General features: G+C 74.1%; 12 protein-coding genes. 2 read left to right on the top strand and 10 right to left on the bottom strand.

Annotated features, from left to right (window positions below; translation table 11 throughout):
* Positions 1-4 precede the first annotated feature (4 nt).
* The 4 genes from dnaE to lspA all read right to left on the bottom strand — a co-directional run bounded on the left by dnaE (position 5) and on the right by lspA (position 6,404).
* On the bottom strand, positions 5-3,577 hold the full coding sequence (gene dnaE, locus JOD57_RS03040) for a DNA polymerase III subunit alpha (RefSeq protein WP_307824415.1): 3,573 nt from the start codon (positions 3,575-3,577) through the stop codon (positions 5-7).
* Between the two features lie 314 nt (positions 3,578-3,891).
* The gene (locus tag JOD57_RS26655; RefSeq protein WP_204690545.1) at positions 3,892-4,710 is read right to left on the bottom strand and encodes a CPBP family intramembrane glutamic endopeptidase; all 819 of its coding nucleotides are present in this window, start codon (positions 4,708-4,710) and stop codon (positions 3,892-3,894) included.
* An 18-nt stretch (positions 4,711-4,728) separates the two neighbouring features.
* Positions 4,729-5,661 (bottom strand): RluA family pseudouridine synthase, encoded by a 933-nt coding sequence (locus tag JOD57_RS03050; protein WP_307824416.1) that lies wholly within the window; start codon positions 5,659-5,661, stop codon positions 4,729-4,731.
* Between the two features lie 26 nt (positions 5,662-5,687).
* Positions 5,688-6,404: a signal peptidase II gene (lspA, locus tag JOD57_RS03055; protein WP_307824417.1), complete on the bottom strand. Its 717-nt coding sequence runs from the start codon at positions 6,402-6,404 to the stop codon at positions 5,688-5,690.
* Between the two features lie 122 nt (positions 6,405-6,526).
* Between lspA and mqo the strand changes: the two genes are divergently transcribed.
* Positions 6,527-8,020: a malate dehydrogenase (quinone) gene (mqo, locus tag JOD57_RS03060; RefSeq protein WP_204690546.1), complete on the top strand. Its 1,494-nt coding sequence runs from the start codon at positions 6,527-6,529 to the stop codon at positions 8,018-8,020.
* Between the two features lie 52 nt (positions 8,021-8,072).
* Here the strand turns inward: mqo and JOD57_RS03065 are convergent, their stop codons facing one another.
* Positions 8,073-9,584 (bottom strand): potassium/proton antiporter, encoded by a 1,512-nt coding sequence (locus JOD57_RS03065; RefSeq protein WP_204690547.1) that lies wholly within the window; start codon positions 9,582-9,584, stop codon positions 8,073-8,075.
* 136 nt (positions 9,585-9,720) lie between these two features.
* Between JOD57_RS03065 and ileS the strand changes: the two genes are divergently transcribed.
* Positions 9,721-12,876, top strand: a complete 3,156-nt coding sequence (gene ileS, locus JOD57_RS03070; RefSeq protein ID WP_204690548.1) for an isoleucine--tRNA ligase — start codon at positions 9,721-9,723, stop codon at positions 12,874-12,876.
* Between the two features lie 64 nt (positions 12,877-12,940).
* Here the strand turns inward: ileS and JOD57_RS03075 are convergent, their stop codons facing one another.
* From JOD57_RS03075 to JOD57_RS03095, 5 genes are all read right to left on the bottom strand, one after another.
* Positions 12,941-13,552, bottom strand: a complete 612-nt coding sequence (locus JOD57_RS03075) for a hypothetical protein (protein ID WP_204690549.1) — start codon at positions 13,550-13,552, stop codon at positions 12,941-12,943.
* Positions 13,553-13,648: 96 nt separating this feature from the next.
* On the bottom strand, positions 13,649-14,368 hold the full coding sequence (locus tag JOD57_RS03080; protein WP_204690550.1) for a DivIVA domain-containing protein: 720 nt from the start codon (positions 14,366-14,368) through the stop codon (positions 13,649-13,651).
* 73 nt (positions 14,369-14,441) lie between these two features.
* The gene (locus JOD57_RS03085) at positions 14,442-14,738 is read right to left on the bottom strand and encodes a YggT family protein (protein WP_204690551.1); all 297 of its coding nucleotides are present in this window, start codon (positions 14,736-14,738) and stop codon (positions 14,442-14,444) included.
* A 72-nt stretch (positions 14,739-14,810) separates the two neighbouring features.
* The gene (locus tag JOD57_RS27190) at positions 14,811-15,716 is read right to left on the bottom strand and encodes a cell division protein SepF (protein WP_204690552.1); all 906 of its coding nucleotides are present in this window, start codon (positions 15,714-15,716) and stop codon (positions 14,811-14,813) included.
* Complete coding sequence (locus JOD57_RS03095) at positions 15,716-16,474, bottom strand: YggS family pyridoxal phosphate-dependent enzyme (RefSeq protein WP_204690553.1); 759 nt, start codon at positions 16,472-16,474, stop codon at positions 15,716-15,718. Before JOD57_RS03095 ends, JOD57_RS27190 begins: the two co-directional genes overlap by 1 nt.
* Between the last annotated feature and the right edge of the window lie 26 nt (positions 16,475-16,500).

Consider the following 16,500-nt stretch of genomic DNA (forward strand, 5'->3'; position numbering starts at 1 on the left):
CCGATCAGAGCAGGGCGACGCTGGTGGGACCCAGCAGCGCCTTGATGTCGCCCATCAGCGCCGTGCTCGGGCGCACCCGCAGCCCCTGGTCGAGCCGCAGCACCGTCTCCCGGCCACCGTTGATCAGCTTGAGCTGCACCTCGGTCGTCCCGGGGTGGCTGCCGAGGACCTCGCGCAACCGCTCCACCACCGGCGGGGTGCAGCGGGCGGCCGCCATCGACACCAGCACCGGGCCGCGGGGACCCTCGCTGAGCTCGGGGATGGTCACCTCGGAGCCGAACAGCGACGGCTGGTCGTCGCGCCGGCTGATCCGCCCCTTCACCGCGACGATCTGGTCGCGGACGATCTTCTCCGAGACCTCCGCCCAGGTCTTCGGGAAGAAGAGCACCTCGATGCCGGACTCGAGGTCCTCCAGCGTCGCGATGGCCCAGGGCGCGCCCTGCTTGTTCGTGCGCGGCGAGACCGAGGTGAGGATGCCGGCGATCGTCACGTTGGCGCCGTCCTCGACGCCGCCGGCGTTGATCTCGGCGATCGGGGTGTCCGCGTTCGCCGCGAGCACGTGCTCCACACCGTGCAGCGGGTGGTCGGAGACGTAGAGACCGAGCATGTCGCGCTCGAAGACCAGCCGCTCGGACTTCGACCAGTCCGCCGTCGGGAGCGCGATGTCCAGGGCCCCGCCGAACGGGTCGTCCTCCCCCGCGCCCTCACCGAAGCTGCCGAACAGGTCGAACTGCCCCTCGGCCTCCTTGCGCTTGAGCGCCATCGCGGAGTCGACCGCCTGGGCGTGGACGGCGGCGATGCCCTGCCGGGAGTGGCCCATCGAGTCGAACGCGCCGGCCTTGGCCAGCGACTCGATGACCTTCTTGTTGCACGCGACCGTGTCGATCTTGCGCATGAAGTCGGGGAAGTCCTTGAACGCCCCCTTCTCCTCCCGCGCCCGGACGATCGAGTCGACGACGTTGTGCCCGACGTTGCGCACCGACGCCAGGCCGAAGCGGATGTCGGTCCCGACGGCGGTGAAGTCCCACGAGGACTCGTTGACGTCCGGGGGGAGCACCTTGATGCCCATCCGGCGGCACTCGGCGAGGTAGACCGGACGGCGGTCCTTGTCGTCGCCGACGCTGGTGAGCAGCCCGGCCATGTACTCGGCCGGGTAGTTCGCCTTGAGGTACGCCGTCCAGTAGCTGACCAGGCCGTAGGCGGCCGAGTGCGCCTTGTTGAACGCGTAGTCGGCGAACGGGACGAGGATGTCCCACAGCGTCTTGATCGCGGCGTCGGAGTAGCCGCGCTCCTTCATGCCGGCCTCGAAGCCGACGAACTCCGCGTCCAGGACCGACTTCTTCTTCTTGCCCATCGCGCGGCGCAGCAGGTCGGCCTTGCCGAGGGAGTACCCGGCGACCTTCTGCGCGATCGCCATGACCTGCTCCTGGTACACGATCAGGCCGTAGGTCTGGCCGAGGATCTCCTCGAGCGGCTCGGCCAGCTCGGGGTGGATCGGCGTGATCTCCTGCTGGCCGTTCTTGCGCAACGCGTAGTTGGTGTGCGAGTTCGCACCCATCGGCCCGGGCCGGTACAGCGCGCCGACGGCGGAGATGTCCTCGAAGTTGTCCGGCCGCATGAGCCGCAGCAGCGAGCGCATCGGCCCGCCGTCGAACTGGAAGACGCCGAGGGTGTCGCCGCGGGCCAGCAGCGCGTAGGTGTCCGGGTCGGTGAGGTCCTTGCTGATCTCGTCGAGGTCGATCGGCTCCTTGCCGTTGGCGACGATGTTGCGCAGCGCGTCGTCGATGACCGTGAGGTTGCGCAGCCCCAGGAAGTCCATCTTCAGCAGGCCGAGCGTCTCGCAGGTCGGGTAGTCGAACTGTGTGATGACGGCGCCGTCGGCCTCGCGCCGCATGATCGGGATGGAGTCGATCAGCGGGTAGCGGCCGATGATGACGCCGGCGGCGTGCACGCCCCACTGGCGCTTGAGCCCCTCCAGCTTGCGGGCCTGGTCGACCACCTCGGCCGCGCCCGGGTCGGACTCGTAGCGCGCACGGAACTCCGCGGCCTCCTTGTAGCGCGGGTGCGCCGGGTCGAAGACCCCCGACAGCGGGATGCCCTTGCCCATCACGTCCGGGGGCATCAGCTTGGTCAGCTCGTCGCCCACCGAGTAGGGCCGGTCGAGCACGCGGGCGGCGTCCTTGATCGCGGCCTTCGCCTTGATCGTCCCGTAGGTGACGATCTGGCTGACCCGCTCCTCGCCGTACTTCTGCGAGACGTACTGGATGACCTCGCCGCGGCGGCGGTCGTCGAAGTCGATGTCGACGTCGGGCATCGAGACGCGCTCGGGGTTGAGGAACCGCTCGAAGATCAACCCGTGCGCCAGCGGGTCGAGGTCGGTGATCCCCATGGCGTAGGCGGCCAGCGAGCCCGCCGCCGAGCCACGGCCGGGGCCGACGCGGATCCCGTTGTCCTTGGCCCAGTTGATGAAGTCGGCGACCACGAGGAAGTACCCCGGGAAGCCCATCTGGGTGATGATCCCGACCTCGTAGTCGGCCTGCTTGCGCACGTGGTCGGGGATGCCGTTCGGGTAGCGCTTGTGCAGGCCGCGCTCGACCTCCTTGACGAACCAGGAGGTCTCGTCCTCCCCCGGCGGCAGCGGGAAGCGGGGCATGAGGTCGGCGCCCTCGGTGAAGGACACCTCGCACTGCTCGGCGACCAGCAGCGTGTTGTCGCACGCCTCGGGCAGCTCGCTGAACAGCGCCCGCATCTCCGCGGCGGACTTGAGGTAGTAGCCGTCGCCGTTGAACTTGAAGCGGTTGGTCTCGTTGAGACGCGACCCGGTCTGGATGCACAGCAGCGCGTCGTGCGCCTCGGCGTCCTCGCGGTGCGTGTAGTGCAGGTCGTTGGTGCCCAGCAGCGGGATGCCGAGGTCCCTGGCGATCTCCAGCAGCGCCGGGCGGGTCCTCTTCTCGATGGCCAGCCCGTGGTCCATCACCTCGGCGTAGAAGTTCTCCTTGCCGAAGATGTCCTGGAAGTCGGCGGCGGCCTGCCGGGCGCGGTCGACCTTGCCGGCCCGCAGCCACATGTTGACCTCACCGGAGGGGCAGCCGGTGGTGGCGATGAGGCCCGTGCCGTGGCGCTCGAGCAGGTCGCGGTCGAAGCGGGGCTTGCGGTACTGGCCCTCCAGGCTGGCCATCGAGGAGATGCGGAAGAGGTTGTGCATCCCCTCGGTGGTGCGCGCCAGCAGCGTCATGTGCGTGTAGGCGGCCTTGCCGCGCGAGGAGCCGCCCTCGCCGTCCTCGTCGATGAGGTTGTCGCCGAAGTCGAAGGGCGCGCGGTCGAAGCGCGACCCGGGCGTGTAGTAGCCCTCCATGCCGATGATCGGCTTCACGCCGGCGGCCCTGGCCTGCTTGTAGAAGTCGTAGGCGCCGAAGACGTTGCCGTGGTCGGTCATCGCCAAGGCCGGCATGCCGTACTCGGCGGCGGCCTTCGTGACCTCGGGCAGCTTCGCCGCCCCGTCGAGCATCGAGTACTCGGTGTGCACGTGCAGGTGCACGAACGAGTCGGTCCCAGGTCCACGGGTCGGACTGCTCACGGCGGTGCGGCGCTCCTCACAGGTCGTGCTGGCCCGGCCGGCGGGTGCTCCGGCGGGCGACCGGCGGGGAAGACCGGGGCGGTGCGGTGCTCCTCGGGCGAGGGACCGTCGCAGGCCCGGGCCGGCCCTCCGATCCTCGCACCGGCGACTGTCTACGCCGAGGGTCTGACAGGACGTGTCTCGGCGCGGCGGGACCGGCCCGTCACACGCCCCTCTCGGAGCGCACGGCGCACGGTGACGTGCGCGACGCCGGGCCCGGCGTGCTCACCGCCCCCGGCGGTGCGGGACGGTGGCCACCGTCCCGACGGGCGCGGTCACCCCGTCGCTCCTCCGGCCGGGCGCGGCGCGGGCAGCACCTCGGGCAGCGCCGACGCCGGCACGAGCAGGAACCGCAGGTCCACCGCGGCGTGCAGCAGCACCGGCAGCAGCAGCGACCCGGTGTCGAGGTAGAGCGCGGCGAAGACCCCGCCGAGGACGCCGGTGAGCACGATCCCGGGGACGCCCTGGTAGGCGTGCGCCAGGCCGAAGGCGACCGCGCCGAGGAGCACCAGCACCGGCACCGGCAGTCCCGCGCCCACCGCGGCCACCACGGCGAGGAAGAAGCCGCGGTAGAGCCACTCCTCGCACACGCCGGCGGTCACGCCGACGACGGCGAACAGCCGCCGCTCGAGCCGGGTGCGGGGCAGCACCGCCAGGGTGGCGGCGCCCTCGGGCTCGGCGTGCCGCCCCTGTCCGGGCGGGGCGGCCGGCCGGCGCGGCGCGCCCGCCCGCACCAGTGCGCCGCCGCGCAGGGCCCGCACCGAGACCAGCGAGAGCACCAGCACCAGCACCGTCGCCGTCCCCGTGACCGGGCCGGGCCAGCCGGTGGGCCAGGCCAGCCCGACGGCCGCGGCGTCCACCCCGGGCGAGGACAGCCACAGGACGACGGCGAGCAGCGCCAGGCCCCACTCGAGGACCAGCAGCCGCCGGTAGAACGAGCGCCGGGCGGCGGGGTCGGTGCGCAGCCGGGCCTCGAACCGGCGGTGCAGCACGTACCCGACGACCGGCTCGCCGAGCACCAGGTAGACGGCCACGACGACGACCGAGAGCGTCGCCGGCCCGAAGGCGGCGAGGGAGGCGGGCGGCTCGGTCACGGTCCGGGGCGCACGGCCTCAGGACTCGGCGCGCAGGATCGTCAGGGCGCCGGCGAGGTCGGGCGGGTAGGGGCTGGTGAACTCCACCCAGCGCCCGTCGGCCGGGTGGGCGAAGCCGAGCCGCACCGCGTGCAGCCACTGCCGCTCGACGCCGAGCCGGGCGGCCAGCGTCGGGTCGGCGCCGTAGGTGGTGTCGCCGACGCAGGGGTGGCGCATCGCCGAGAAGTGCACGCGGATCTGGTGGGTGCGCCCGGTCTCGAGGTGGACGTCGACCAGGCTGGCCGCCGGGAAGGCCTCGACGACCTCGTAGTGCGTCACCGACGGCCGCCCGCCGGTGACGACGGCGAACTTCCAGTCGTGGCGGGGGTGCCGGTCGATCGGGGCGTCGATCGTGCCGCGCGACGGGTCGGGGTGCCCCTGCACGAGCGCGGAGTAGCCCTTGTCGACCGTGCGCTCCCTGAACGCCGCCTTGAGCGCGGTGTAGGCGCGCTCGCTCTTGGCCACGACCATCAGCCCCGTCGTCGCGGCGTCGAGCCGGTGCACCACCCCCTGCCGCTCGGCGGCGCCGGAGGTGGAGACGCGGTAGCCGGCCGCGGCCAGCCCACCGATGACGGTCGGGCCGTCCCAGCCGGGGCTGGGGTGGGCGGCGACGCCGACCGGCTTGTCGACGACCACGACGTCGTCGTCGTCGTGGACGACGGTCAGCCCGGCCACCGGCCCGGGCGCGGGCGGCTCCCCGGGCGGCGGGGGCAGCTCGACCTCGAGCCAGCTGCCACCGGTCAGCCGGTCGCCCTTGCCGCGCACCCGGCCGTCGACCCGGACCCGCTCGGTGTCGGCCAGCTCGGCGGCGACGGCCCGGGACAGCCCGAACAGCCGGGCGAGCGCCTGGTCGACCCGCTGGCCCTCCAGGCCGTCGGGCACCGGCAGCGCACGGTGCAGGCCGGAGGTCACGCCGCCATCGTGTCAGGTGGGGTCGGTCAGCCGCGGGAGACCGCGTCGTCGCCGTGGTCGCGGCTGCGGCTGCCGTCGAACTCGATGCCGCGCAGCGCCAGCACCGCACCGAGCACGCCGCCGCAGACGATCGCCGAGTCGGCGACGTTGAAGATCGGGTACACCTCGCCGTCCGGCGCGAAGACGGAGAGGAAGTCGACGACGCCGCCGCGCAGGAACCCCGGCTCGCGGAACACCCGGTCGACGAGGTTGCCCACCGCGCCGCCGAGGACCAGGCCCAGCGCGACCGCCCAGCCGAGGGAGGCCAGCCGCCGCGCCGTCCGCACGATGACCGCCGCGACGGCGACGGCGATCAGCGTGAACACGACCGTGAAGCCCTCGGCGAAGGAGAACGCCGCGCCGGTGTTGCGCGCGTGCGTGAGGTAGAGCAGCCCGCCGAGGACCCGCAGGTCCTCCCCGCGGTCGATCGTGGCGACGACGAGCAGCTTGCTGCCGAGGTCGGCGAGGAGCACCAGCGCGGCGAGCAGGAGGAGCAGCCGGGTGCGGGGACGGCGGACCGCCGTCCCCGGTGTGGTCCCCTCACCGGGGGTCGCGTCCCCGGACGTCGCGGCGCCGGGCTGCTCGGGCTCGTCGGTCAGGGCGGGCTCCTGGCTGGTGGTGGGCCGGTCGGTCGTGCCCGACGATAGCCGCGCCCGGCCGCCGGCCTGCGCCGCTGCTGCCGGAGGCGCGGTGGCCCGCGCCACTCGAGTGACGGGTGAGGAACCTCATACCGGAACGGGCGCATCTCACACCCGCCGGGGTTCGTGTTCACGCGCCGGTCGGCCGATTGTCGCTAGTGGCACACGTCCACGGCAGAGAGGCAGTCGTGTCCACCGACCTCGGTTCAGCCACCGATCCCGACGTGGTCCTCGTCGGGGGCGGCATCATGAGCGCGACCCTGGCGTCGCTGCTGGGTGTCCTCGCTCCCGAGTGGAGCGTCACCGTCTTCGAGTCCGCGGCCGACGTCGCCGGGGAGAGCTCGGACGCGTGGAACAACGCCGGCACCGGCCACGCCGCGCTGTGCGAGCTCAACTACACCCCCGCCGGTCCCGACGGCCGGGTGGACGCCACCAAGGCCCGGACGATCAACGAGCAGTTCCAGGTCTCGCGCCAGTTCTGGTCGCACCTGGTCCGCACGGGGCTGACCGGCTCCCCCAAGGACTTCATCACCCCGGTCCCGCACGTCGGCTTCGTCACCGGCGAGGCCGGCCGGGCGTACATGCGCAACCGGTACGCCGCGCTGTCGGCCGAGCCTCTGTTCGCGGGCCTGGAGCACACCGACGACCCGGCCGAGCTGGCGCGCTGGGTGCCGCTGGTGATGGACGGCCGCGACCCCCGGCAGCCGGTCGCCGCGACCCGCTCGGTCGCCGGCACCGACGTCAACTTCGGCGCGCTCACCCGGCTGCTGCTCGCCCAGGGCGAGGAGCGCGGCGTGCAGGTGCACACCCACCAGCGGGTCACCGGCCTCGAGCGCCTGGACGACGGCCGCTGGCGGGTCACCGTCACCGACCGGCGCAGCGGCGAGGAGCGCTCGGTGCGCACCCGCTTCGTCTTCGTGGGCGCCGGTGGCGGCGCGCTGCCGCTGCTGCAGAAGGCCGCCATCCCCGAGATCCGCGGCTTCGGCGGCTTCCCGGTCAGCGGCCTGTTCCTCCGCACCCGCTCCCCCGAGCTGGTGACCAGGCACCAGGCCAAGGTCTACGGCCAGGCCGCCGTCGGCGCGCCGCCGATGTCGGTGCCGCACCTGGACCTGCGCCTGGTCGACGGCGAGTACTCGCTGCTGTTCGGCCCCTACGCCGGCTTCTCGCCGAGGTTCCTCAAGGCGGGCTCGGTGTTCGACCTGCCGCTGAGCGTCAAGCCGGACAACCTCGGCTCGATGCTCGGCGTCGCGCGCACCGAGATGGCGCTGACGAAGTACCTGGTCACCGAGCTGCTGCAGTCGCGCAGCGCCCGGCACCGCACGCTGACCGCCTTCGTGCCGCTCGCCGAGCAGGCCGACTGGGAGATGGTCACCGCCGGCCAGCGGGTGCAGGTCATCAAGCAGGACGCCACGACCGGCCGCGGCGTGCTGCAGTTCGGCACCGAGCTGATCGTCGGCTCCGACGGGTCCATCGCCGGCCTGCTGGGCGCCTCGCCGGGTGCCTCGACCGCCGTCTCGGCGATGCTCACGCTGGTCGAGCGCTGCTTCCCCGACCGGGTCGCCGTCCGCCGCGGTGCGCTGGAGGAGGCCATCCCCTCCTACGGCCGCGACCTCTCCTCCGACCCGGCCCTGCTGGCCGCCGTCCGCGAGGAGACCACGCAGACCCTCGAGCTCAACGGCTGACCTCGGCCCCGCTGCAGGTCCCGCCGCGAGCTCGCGAGTGGCGGGGCATCGGTCAGTCCACCTCGGTGACCGCGCCCTCCTCACCCCGCCAGGCGGCCAGCCGGCCGGCGCGGCTGATCGCCCGCAGCCGGCGCTCGGCCTCGGGGCGGGAGCGGCGGGCCGAGACGAGCAGCGCCTGGTCCCCGCGCATGAGCCGGGTGGTCGCGTCCGGCACGAACGAGCGGCCGTCGCGGACGATGAGCACCACCGCGGCGTCCTCGGGCAGCCGCAGCTCGGGCAGGTAGACGCCGTGCAGCCGGGAGCCCTCAGGCACCCGCATCTGCATCAGCTCGGCGTCGAGCTCCTCCAGCGGGGCGGACTCCACCTCGACCTCGCGCGGGGTCAGCGGCGTGGCGATACCGAGCCGGCGGGCCACCCACGGCAGCGACCAGCCCTGCACGAGGGTGAAGACGACGACGAGCACGAACACCGTGTCGAAGACGCGCGCGGCCTCGGGCACCTGCGCGGTCAGCGGGAAGGTGGCCAGCACGATGGGCACCGCGCCGCGCAGGCCCGCCCACGAGATGAACACCTGCTGCGCCCACGGCATGCGGAACCAGACCAGGCTGGCGGCCACCGACAGCGGGCGCGCGACCAGCAGCAGCGCCAGGCCGACCACCAGCGCCGGGCCGATCGCGCCGGGCAGCCGGCCGGGTGAGACCAGCAGCCCCAGCAGCACGAACAGCCCGATCTGCGCGAGGGAGGCCATCCCCTCGGCGAAGCCGATCGTGGCCGACCGGTGCGGCAGCGCCGCGTTGCCCAGCACCAGCCCGCACAGGTAGACGGCGACGAACCCCGAGGTGTGCGCCAGCGATGCCGAGGCGAAGGCCAGCACGCACAGCGCGAGGGTGGCCAGCGGGTAGAAGCCCGACAGCGGCAGCGCCGAGCGCCGCAGCAGCCACGCCCCGCCGGCGCCCAGCACGATGCCGATGACCGACCCGCCGGCCAGCTCGGCGACCACCACGAGCGCGGTCACCCACCAGACCGCCGTCGCCTCGCCGGTGAGGGTGTCGGCCAGCGCGATGACCAGCAGGATGACCGGCGCGTCGTTGAGGCCGCTCTCCACCTCCAGCGCGGCGGCCATCCGCCGGGGCAGCGGCAGCCGGCGCAGGTTGGCGAACACCGCGGCGGCGTCGGTGGAGCTGACGACGGCGCCGAGCAGGAGCGCGAAGGTCCAGTCCAGGCCGAGCAGCGCGACGGCGATCGCGGCCGTCGTCGCCACGCTCACCAGCACCCCGACGGTCGACAGCGCCAGGCCCGGGCCGACCGCCCGCCGGACGTCGGCCCAGCGGGTGGTCAGACCACCCTCGGCGAGGATGACGACGAGCGCGGCGACGCCGAGGGTCTGGGTGAGCGCGACGTCCTCGAACTCGATGCCGACGCCGCTCTCCCCCAGCGCCACGCCGAGCGCCAGGTACAGCAGCAGGCTGGGCAGGCCGAGGCGGTCGGACAGGCGCAGGGCGATCGCGGCGACGAGCACGACCAGCGCCCCGACGGCCAGGGCGACGGTGACCGTGGTGTTCACCGCGCCCCGCCCATGGCCGCATCCTCCCGTACCCCGGGACGGGGGCCGTCGCCCCGGCACCGGGGCACGCTCGACGCCCCCGGGCACCCGGTGCCTCGGCGGCGATCCCGCTCGACGCCTCGGGGATGATGGAGCCGTGAGTTCTCCGTTCCGTGCGCTGCCGCCCCAGGTCGACCTGCCCGCGCTCGAGCAGGACGTGCTGCGGCGCTGGGAGGACCGCGGCGTGTTCGCCCGCTCCCTGGAGGCGACCGAGGGCCGCCCGCAGTGGGTCTTCTACGAGGGGCCGCCCACCGCCAACGGCCGCCCCGGCACCCACCACATCGAGGCCCGCGCGTTCAAGGACGTCTTCCCCCGCTTCAAGACCATGCAGGGCTGGCACGTGCCCCGCCGCGCCGGCTGGGACTGCCACGGCCTGCCCGTGGAGATCGCCGTCGAGCAGGAGCTCGGCTTCGCCGGCAAGCCCGACATCGAGCGCTACGGCATCGCCGAGTTCAACGCCCGCTGCCGCGAGTCGGTCATGCGCCACGTCGACTCGTTCAGCGACCTCACCCGCCGCATGGGCTACTGGGTCGACATGTCCACCGCCTACTGGACGATGGACCCGGCCTACATCGAGAGCGTGTGGTGGTCGCTCAAGCAGGTCTTCGACAAGGGCCTGCTGGTCGAGGACCACCGCGTCGCCCCCTACTGCCCGCGCTGCGGCACCGGCCTGTCCGACCACGAGGTCGCCCAGGGCTACGAGTCGATCACCGACCCCTCGGTCTACGTCCGCCTGCCGGTCACCGACGGCGAGTGGGCCGGGAAGGCCGACCTGCTGGTCTGGACGACGACGCCGTGGACGCTGCCGAGCAACACCGCCGTGGCGGTCCACCCGGACGTCACCTACCTCGTCGCGAGGCGCGGCGAGGACACCCTCGTCGTCGCCGAGCCGCTGCTGGGCGCCGTCTTCGGCGATCCCGACGACGTCGAGGTGCTCGCGCGCACCACCGGCCGCGACTGGGAGCGGGTGCACTACCGGCGGCCCTTCGAGCTGGTCGACTTCCCCGAGGGCGAGGACACCCACTTCGTCGTCCTCGCCGACTACGTCACCACCGACGACGGCACCGGGCTGGTCCACCAGTCCCCCGCGTTCGGCGCCGACGACCTCGCCGTCTGCCGCTCCTACGGCCTGCCGGTGGTCAACCCGATCGACTCGTCCGGCCACTTCCTGCCGGAGCTGCCGCTGGTGGGCGGGCACTTCTTCAAGGCCGCCGACGACGCCCTCGTCGTCGACCTGCAGTCCCGCGGCGTGCTGTGGCGCGAGCAGCGCTACGAGCACAGCTACCCGCACTGCTGGCGCTGCCACACGCCGCTCATGTACTACGCGCAGCCGTCCTGGTACATCCGCACCAGCGCGGTCAAGGACCAGCTGCTCGCCGAGAACGAGAAGACCCACTGGCACCCGGAGACCATCCAGTGGGGCCGCTACGGCGACTGGCTGAACAACAACGTCGACTGGGCGCTCTCGCGCGACCGCTACTGGGGCACACCGCTGCCCATCTGGCGCAACGACGCCGACCCGAGCCGGATGGTCGCCGTCGGCTCGCTGGCCGAGCTGTCGGAGCTGACCGGACGGGACCTCGCCGACCTCGACCCGCACCGGCCCTTCATCGACGAGGTGACCTTCACCCGTCCCGGCGAGGAGGGCACCTACCGGCGGGTCCGGCCGGTCATCGACGCCTGGTACGACTCGGGCTCGATGCCCTTCGCGCAGTGGGGCGCGCCGCACCGCAACCGCGAGGAGTTCGAGGCCGCCTACCCGGCACAGTTCATCTGCGAGGCCATCGACCAGACGCGCGGCTGGTTCTACACGCTCATGGCCGTGGGCACGCTGGTGTTCGGCAGGAGCTCCTACGAGAACGTGCTGTGCCTGGGCCACATCCTCGCCGAGGACGGCCGCAAGATGAGCAAGCACCTGGGCAACATCCTCGAGCCGATCCCGCTGATGGACCGGCACGGTGCCGACGCCGTCCGCTGGTTCATGCTGGCCGGCGGATCGCCGTGGTCGGCCCGCCGGGTGGGCCACGAGACCCTGTCCGAGGTGGTCCGCAAGGTCCTGCTGACCTACTGGAACACCGCCAGCTTCCTCACCCTCTACGCCGAGACCAACGGCTGGGACCCGGCGGGCGGGCGGGACGGCGACCGTGTGCCGCCGCGCGAGGAGCGACCGCTGCTCGACCGCTGGGCACTGGCGCAGCTGGCCGCGGTCACCGAGGGCGTCACCGACGCCCTCGAGGCCTTCGACACCCAGGGCGCCGGGCGGCTGCTCGCCCAGTTCGTCGACGACCTGTCCAACTGGTACGTGCGCCGCTCCCGCCGTCGCTTCTGGGACGGCGACCCGGCGGCGCTGGGCACGCTGCACGAGGTGCTCGACGGGCTGACCCGGCTCATGGCGCCGTTCACCCCGTTCCTCACCGACTCCGTGTGGACGGCGGTCGTGGCGCCCGGCCTCGGCGCGGACGCCCCCGACTCGGTGCACCTGGCCTCCTGGCCGGCCGTCGACGAGGCCGCCCGCGACCCGCAGCTCCTGGCGCAGGTGGACCTGGTCCGGCGACTGGTGGAGCTCGGCCGCTCCGCGCGGACGTCGGCGAAGGTGCGCACCCGGCAGCCGCTGGCGCGGGCCGTCGTCGCCGCGCCCGGCTGGGCGTCCCTGCCCCGCGACCTGGTGGCGGAGGTGGCCGACGAGCTCAACGTCACCGAGCTGGCCGACCTCTCCGCCGTCGGCGGCGACCTGGTCGACGTGCGCGTCAAGGTCGACTTCCGCGCCGTCGGGCGGAGGCTGGGCGGGCAGGTGCAGGCGGTGGCCAGGGCCGTCGCCGCGGCCGACCCGGCCGCGCTGGTGGCCGCCTACCGGGCCGGGACGGCGTCGGTCGAGGTCGACGGCGCGAGCGTGCCCCTCGAGGACGGCGACCTGGTGGTCACCGAGACACCGCGCGAGGGCTGGACCGTGGCCAGCGGCGGCGGGCTGACCGTCGCGCTCGACCTCGAGCTGACCCCTGAGCTGGAGCGCGCCGGCCTGGTCCGCGAGGCGGTGCGGCTGGTGCAGGAGGCCCGCAAGACCAGCGGCCTGGCCGTCAGCGACCGCATCGAGCTGTGGTGGACCGCCGGGGGCGCCCTCGCCGAGGCGCTCACCGAGCACGGCGAGCAGGTCGCCGGCGAGGTGCTCGCCGTGGCGGTGCACGCCGGCGCCGCCGGCGAGGGCCCCGGGGTCGAGGGGCCGCAGGGCTCGCGCTTCTGGGTCGCCCGCGCCTGACGGAGGGCCTGCCTGCCCCCGTCGCTCGCGAGCCCGCGGCGGGACCCTGCAGGCAGGCCGTCGGTCAGGCGCGGCGGGCGGCCCGGCGGGCGCGCTCGACCCCCGCCAGGTGCGCGTCGGGGCCGCACACGGCGCACGGGGTGAACCCGTCGGTGCGCGCCTCGCCGACCGGCAGCGGGACGATCTCCCGGCCGGCCAGCCAGCGGCAGCCGCCGAGGTGGTAGCGCGGGTGCTCGTCGACGACGAGCACCTCGTCGGTCAGGTCGACCACCAGCAGCAGGTCGGTGACCTCGACGTCCTCCTCCGCGGGCTCGCCGGCGGCCGGTGGTCCCCCGGGCGCCGACCGGGTGGCCGGCGGCGCGGCCGGACGGGCGCCGTCCTCCGGGCTCCGGGTGGCCGGGGCCCCGTGCCGGTCGGCGGTCGGCTGCGCCGGAGCCCGGGGGGTGTCACCGCGGGTCGGCCCGTGGTCCGTCGCGGGCGGGACCGGGCGGGCCGGGGTGTCCGGGACCGGTGACCGGTCCCCCGCCGGCGTCCGGAGCCGGGCGACGAGCAGCAGCACCGCGGCGAGGCCGCAGGTGGCCACGCAGGCCCAGTACCAGGTGGCGACGTCGGTCAGGACGCCGGTGACGAACAGACCGAGGCCCGCGAGGACGAGCAGGCCGGCGAGCAGGACCACGAGGCGACTGTAACGGCGCTGCGCTCACGGCGAGTGGCGCCCCGGGAACGCGACAGGGCCCCCGGACGGTCGTCCGGGGGCCCTGTCGCGGCGGGTTCAGGCGGGGGCGTGCTGGTTCTGCCGGCTGGCCGAGGACGGCTCGGCGGAGCCGCGGGTGTCGAGGTCGCGCAGGTGCGACTCGAGGTAGGAGCGGAAGCGCGTGCGGTACTCGCGCTCGAAGGTCCGCAGCTCCTCGATCTTGCGCTCGAGGCCGGCGCGCTTCTCCTCCAGCGGGCCCATGACCTCGCGGTGCCGGCGCTCGGCGTCCTGGTCGAGGGCGGCGGCCTTGGCGCGGGCCTCGCGCTCCATCGTGTCGGCGCGGGTGCGGGCGTCGTTGATCATCGAGTCGGCGCGCAGCTTGGCGTCGTTGACCATCTGCTCGCTCTTGGCGCGGGCCTCGGCCAGCATCCGCTCGCTGTCGGTCTTCGCCGACGCCACCATCTGGTCGGCCTGGGTCTTCGCCTCGTTGACGTAGCGGTCGGCGGTCTCCGACGCCAGGGCCAGCATGCGGGAGGCGCGCGCGGTGTCGTCCTCGCGCGCGGCGGGCTGCGGCGGCGGCGGCGCGGGTGCCGGGGTCGGCTCGGGGGCGACGGGCTGGGCGGTGACCCGGCCGGTGCTCGAGCCCGAGCGCAGCTCGTTGTTCTCCTCGATCAGCCGGGCGAGCTCGGCCTCCACCACGTCGAGGAACGCGTCCACCTCGTCCTCGTCGTAGCCGCGCTTCCCGATCGGCGGCTTCTTGAAGACGACGTTGTGCACGTCGGCTGGCGTGAGTGGCAAGGGGCTCACCTCGGGTCGGACGGCGGGTGGGGGTCGGTCGGGGCGGCGCTCGGTCCCTCGTGCGGACCTGAGGTCACGCGGCGATGGCCAGCGACTGGGTGATGCCCCGCAGGATGTAGACGGCGATCAGGAGCACCATAAACGCGAGGTCCAGCCTGATGGACCCCAGGTTCAGCGGTGGGATCACCTTCCGGATCGCCTTCAGCGGCGGGTCGGTCGTCGCGTAGACGACCTCGAGCCCCGCGGCCACCAGCCCGGACGGGCGCCAGCTGCGCGCCAGGACCATCACCCAGTCCACGACGAAACGCGCGAACAGCAGGATGAGGAAGACGAGCAGGATCGACGAGACGATCTGCCAGAAGAGAGTCACTGTCCTCGTTCGTCCCGGGGCACCCGCGGTGCCGTGCCGACCTGCCTGCACGCCCCGGCCGGACGGACGACCTCAGGACTGGTCGAAGAACCCGCCCTCGCGGATCTTGGCCTTGTCCTCGGCCGTCACGTCGACGTCCTGCGGGGAGAGCAGGAACACCTTGGCCGTGACGGGCTCGATGCTACCGCGCAGCCCGAAGATCAGCCCCGCTGCGAAGTCGACGAGCCGCCGCGCGTCGGCGTGGTCGAGCTCGGTGAGGTTCATGATGACCGGGCTGCCGTCCCGGAACGCCTCGCCGATCGCGCGGGCCTCGTTGTACGTCTTCGGGTGCAGCGTGGTGATGCGGTAGGGCTCGCGCACCGGCGCGGGGGCCGGCTCGGGCACCGCGGCGACCGGCTCGCGGGCGGCCAGGCCGGCGGCGGCGCCGGCGAGACCCCCGCCGACACCGATGCCACCACCCACGCCACCACCCAGGCCGCCGCCCACGGAGCCGATCCGGGACGGCCCGGAGGCAGCGGGCGCGGAGATGCCGCCGGCACCGGCGGACGCCGGCTGCGCCAGGCCCAGGCGGGTCGCCCCGCCGCGGCGCAGCGCGACCGGCTCGGGATCGGGCGCGGGTGCCAGCTCGACGCCGCGGCCCGGGGCGCGGTCGAGGCCCCGTCCACCGTCGCGCTCGTCGTCGTAGCGACGGTCGTCGTAGCGGTCGTACTCGCCGCCGTAGGAGTCGAAGGAGCCGTAGGGGGCCTCGGCACCGTGCGGGTCGGCGGCGTAGCGGTCCTCGTAGCGGCCCTCGTAGCGCCCCTCGGGACGGCGGCGCTCGTCGTAGCGGTCGCCGTCGTAGCGCTCGCCGTCGTACCGGTCGGGCTCGTAGTGGCCGGCCGGGTCGGCCTGACGGGCGTCGTAGCGCCCGTAGGCGCGGGCGTCGTCGTCCTCGACGAGCCCGAGGTAGATGCCCATCTTCCGCATGGCCCCGGCCATCAGACCTCCTCCGGGGACCTCGGTGGGGCCCCTGTGACTGGTGTGACTCCGGGCGAGGCTAGAGGCCGGGGGCCGAACAGCGCGGTTCCGACACGCACCAGCGTGGCGCCCGCCGCGACCGCCTCCTCGAGGTCGGCGCTCATCCCGGCGGAGACCTCCGCGGCCTCGGGGTGGTCGGCGCGCAGCCGCTCGGCGAGCGCGGCCAGACGGACGAAGGCCGGACCGGGCTCCTCCCCGCGCGGGGCGACGGCCATGAGGCCGCGCAGCCGCACGCCGGGCAGCGCGGCGACGTCATCGGCGAGGGCGGGGACGTCCGCGGGGTCGGCGCCGCCGCGCTCGGCCAGCTCCCCCGCGGCGCCGCCGAGGTCGACCTGGAGGAACACACCGACCGGGTGGCCGGTCTCCTCCCCCGCCCGGGACAGCGCCCGGGCCAGCGGCAGCCGGTCGACGGAGTGGACGACCGCGCCGGTGCGGGCCACGGCGGCGGCCTTGTTGCGCTGGAGCTGGCCGACGAAGTGCCACTCGATCGGCAGGTCGGCCAGCGCCGCGGCCTTGCCGGTGAGCTCCTGGGCGCGGTTCTCGCCGAACGCCGTCTGCCCGAGCGCGACCAGCGTCCGGACGTCGTCGGCCGGCCAGGTCTTGCTCACGGCCAGCAGCGCGACCGAGGCCGGGTCGCGCCCGGCGGCCCGGGCGGCCGCGGCGATCCGCTCCCGGACGGCGGCGAGGCGCCGGGCCGCGGGTGTCGCCGGTGCGCTCATGCGGCGATCATCCCGCTGGTCGTGGC

This window comes from Geodermatophilus bullaregiensis (genome assembly GCF_016907675.1).
In the GTDB taxonomy this organism is placed as follows: Bacteria; Actinomycetota; Actinomycetes; order Mycobacteriales; family Geodermatophilaceae; genus Geodermatophilus; species Geodermatophilus bullaregiensis.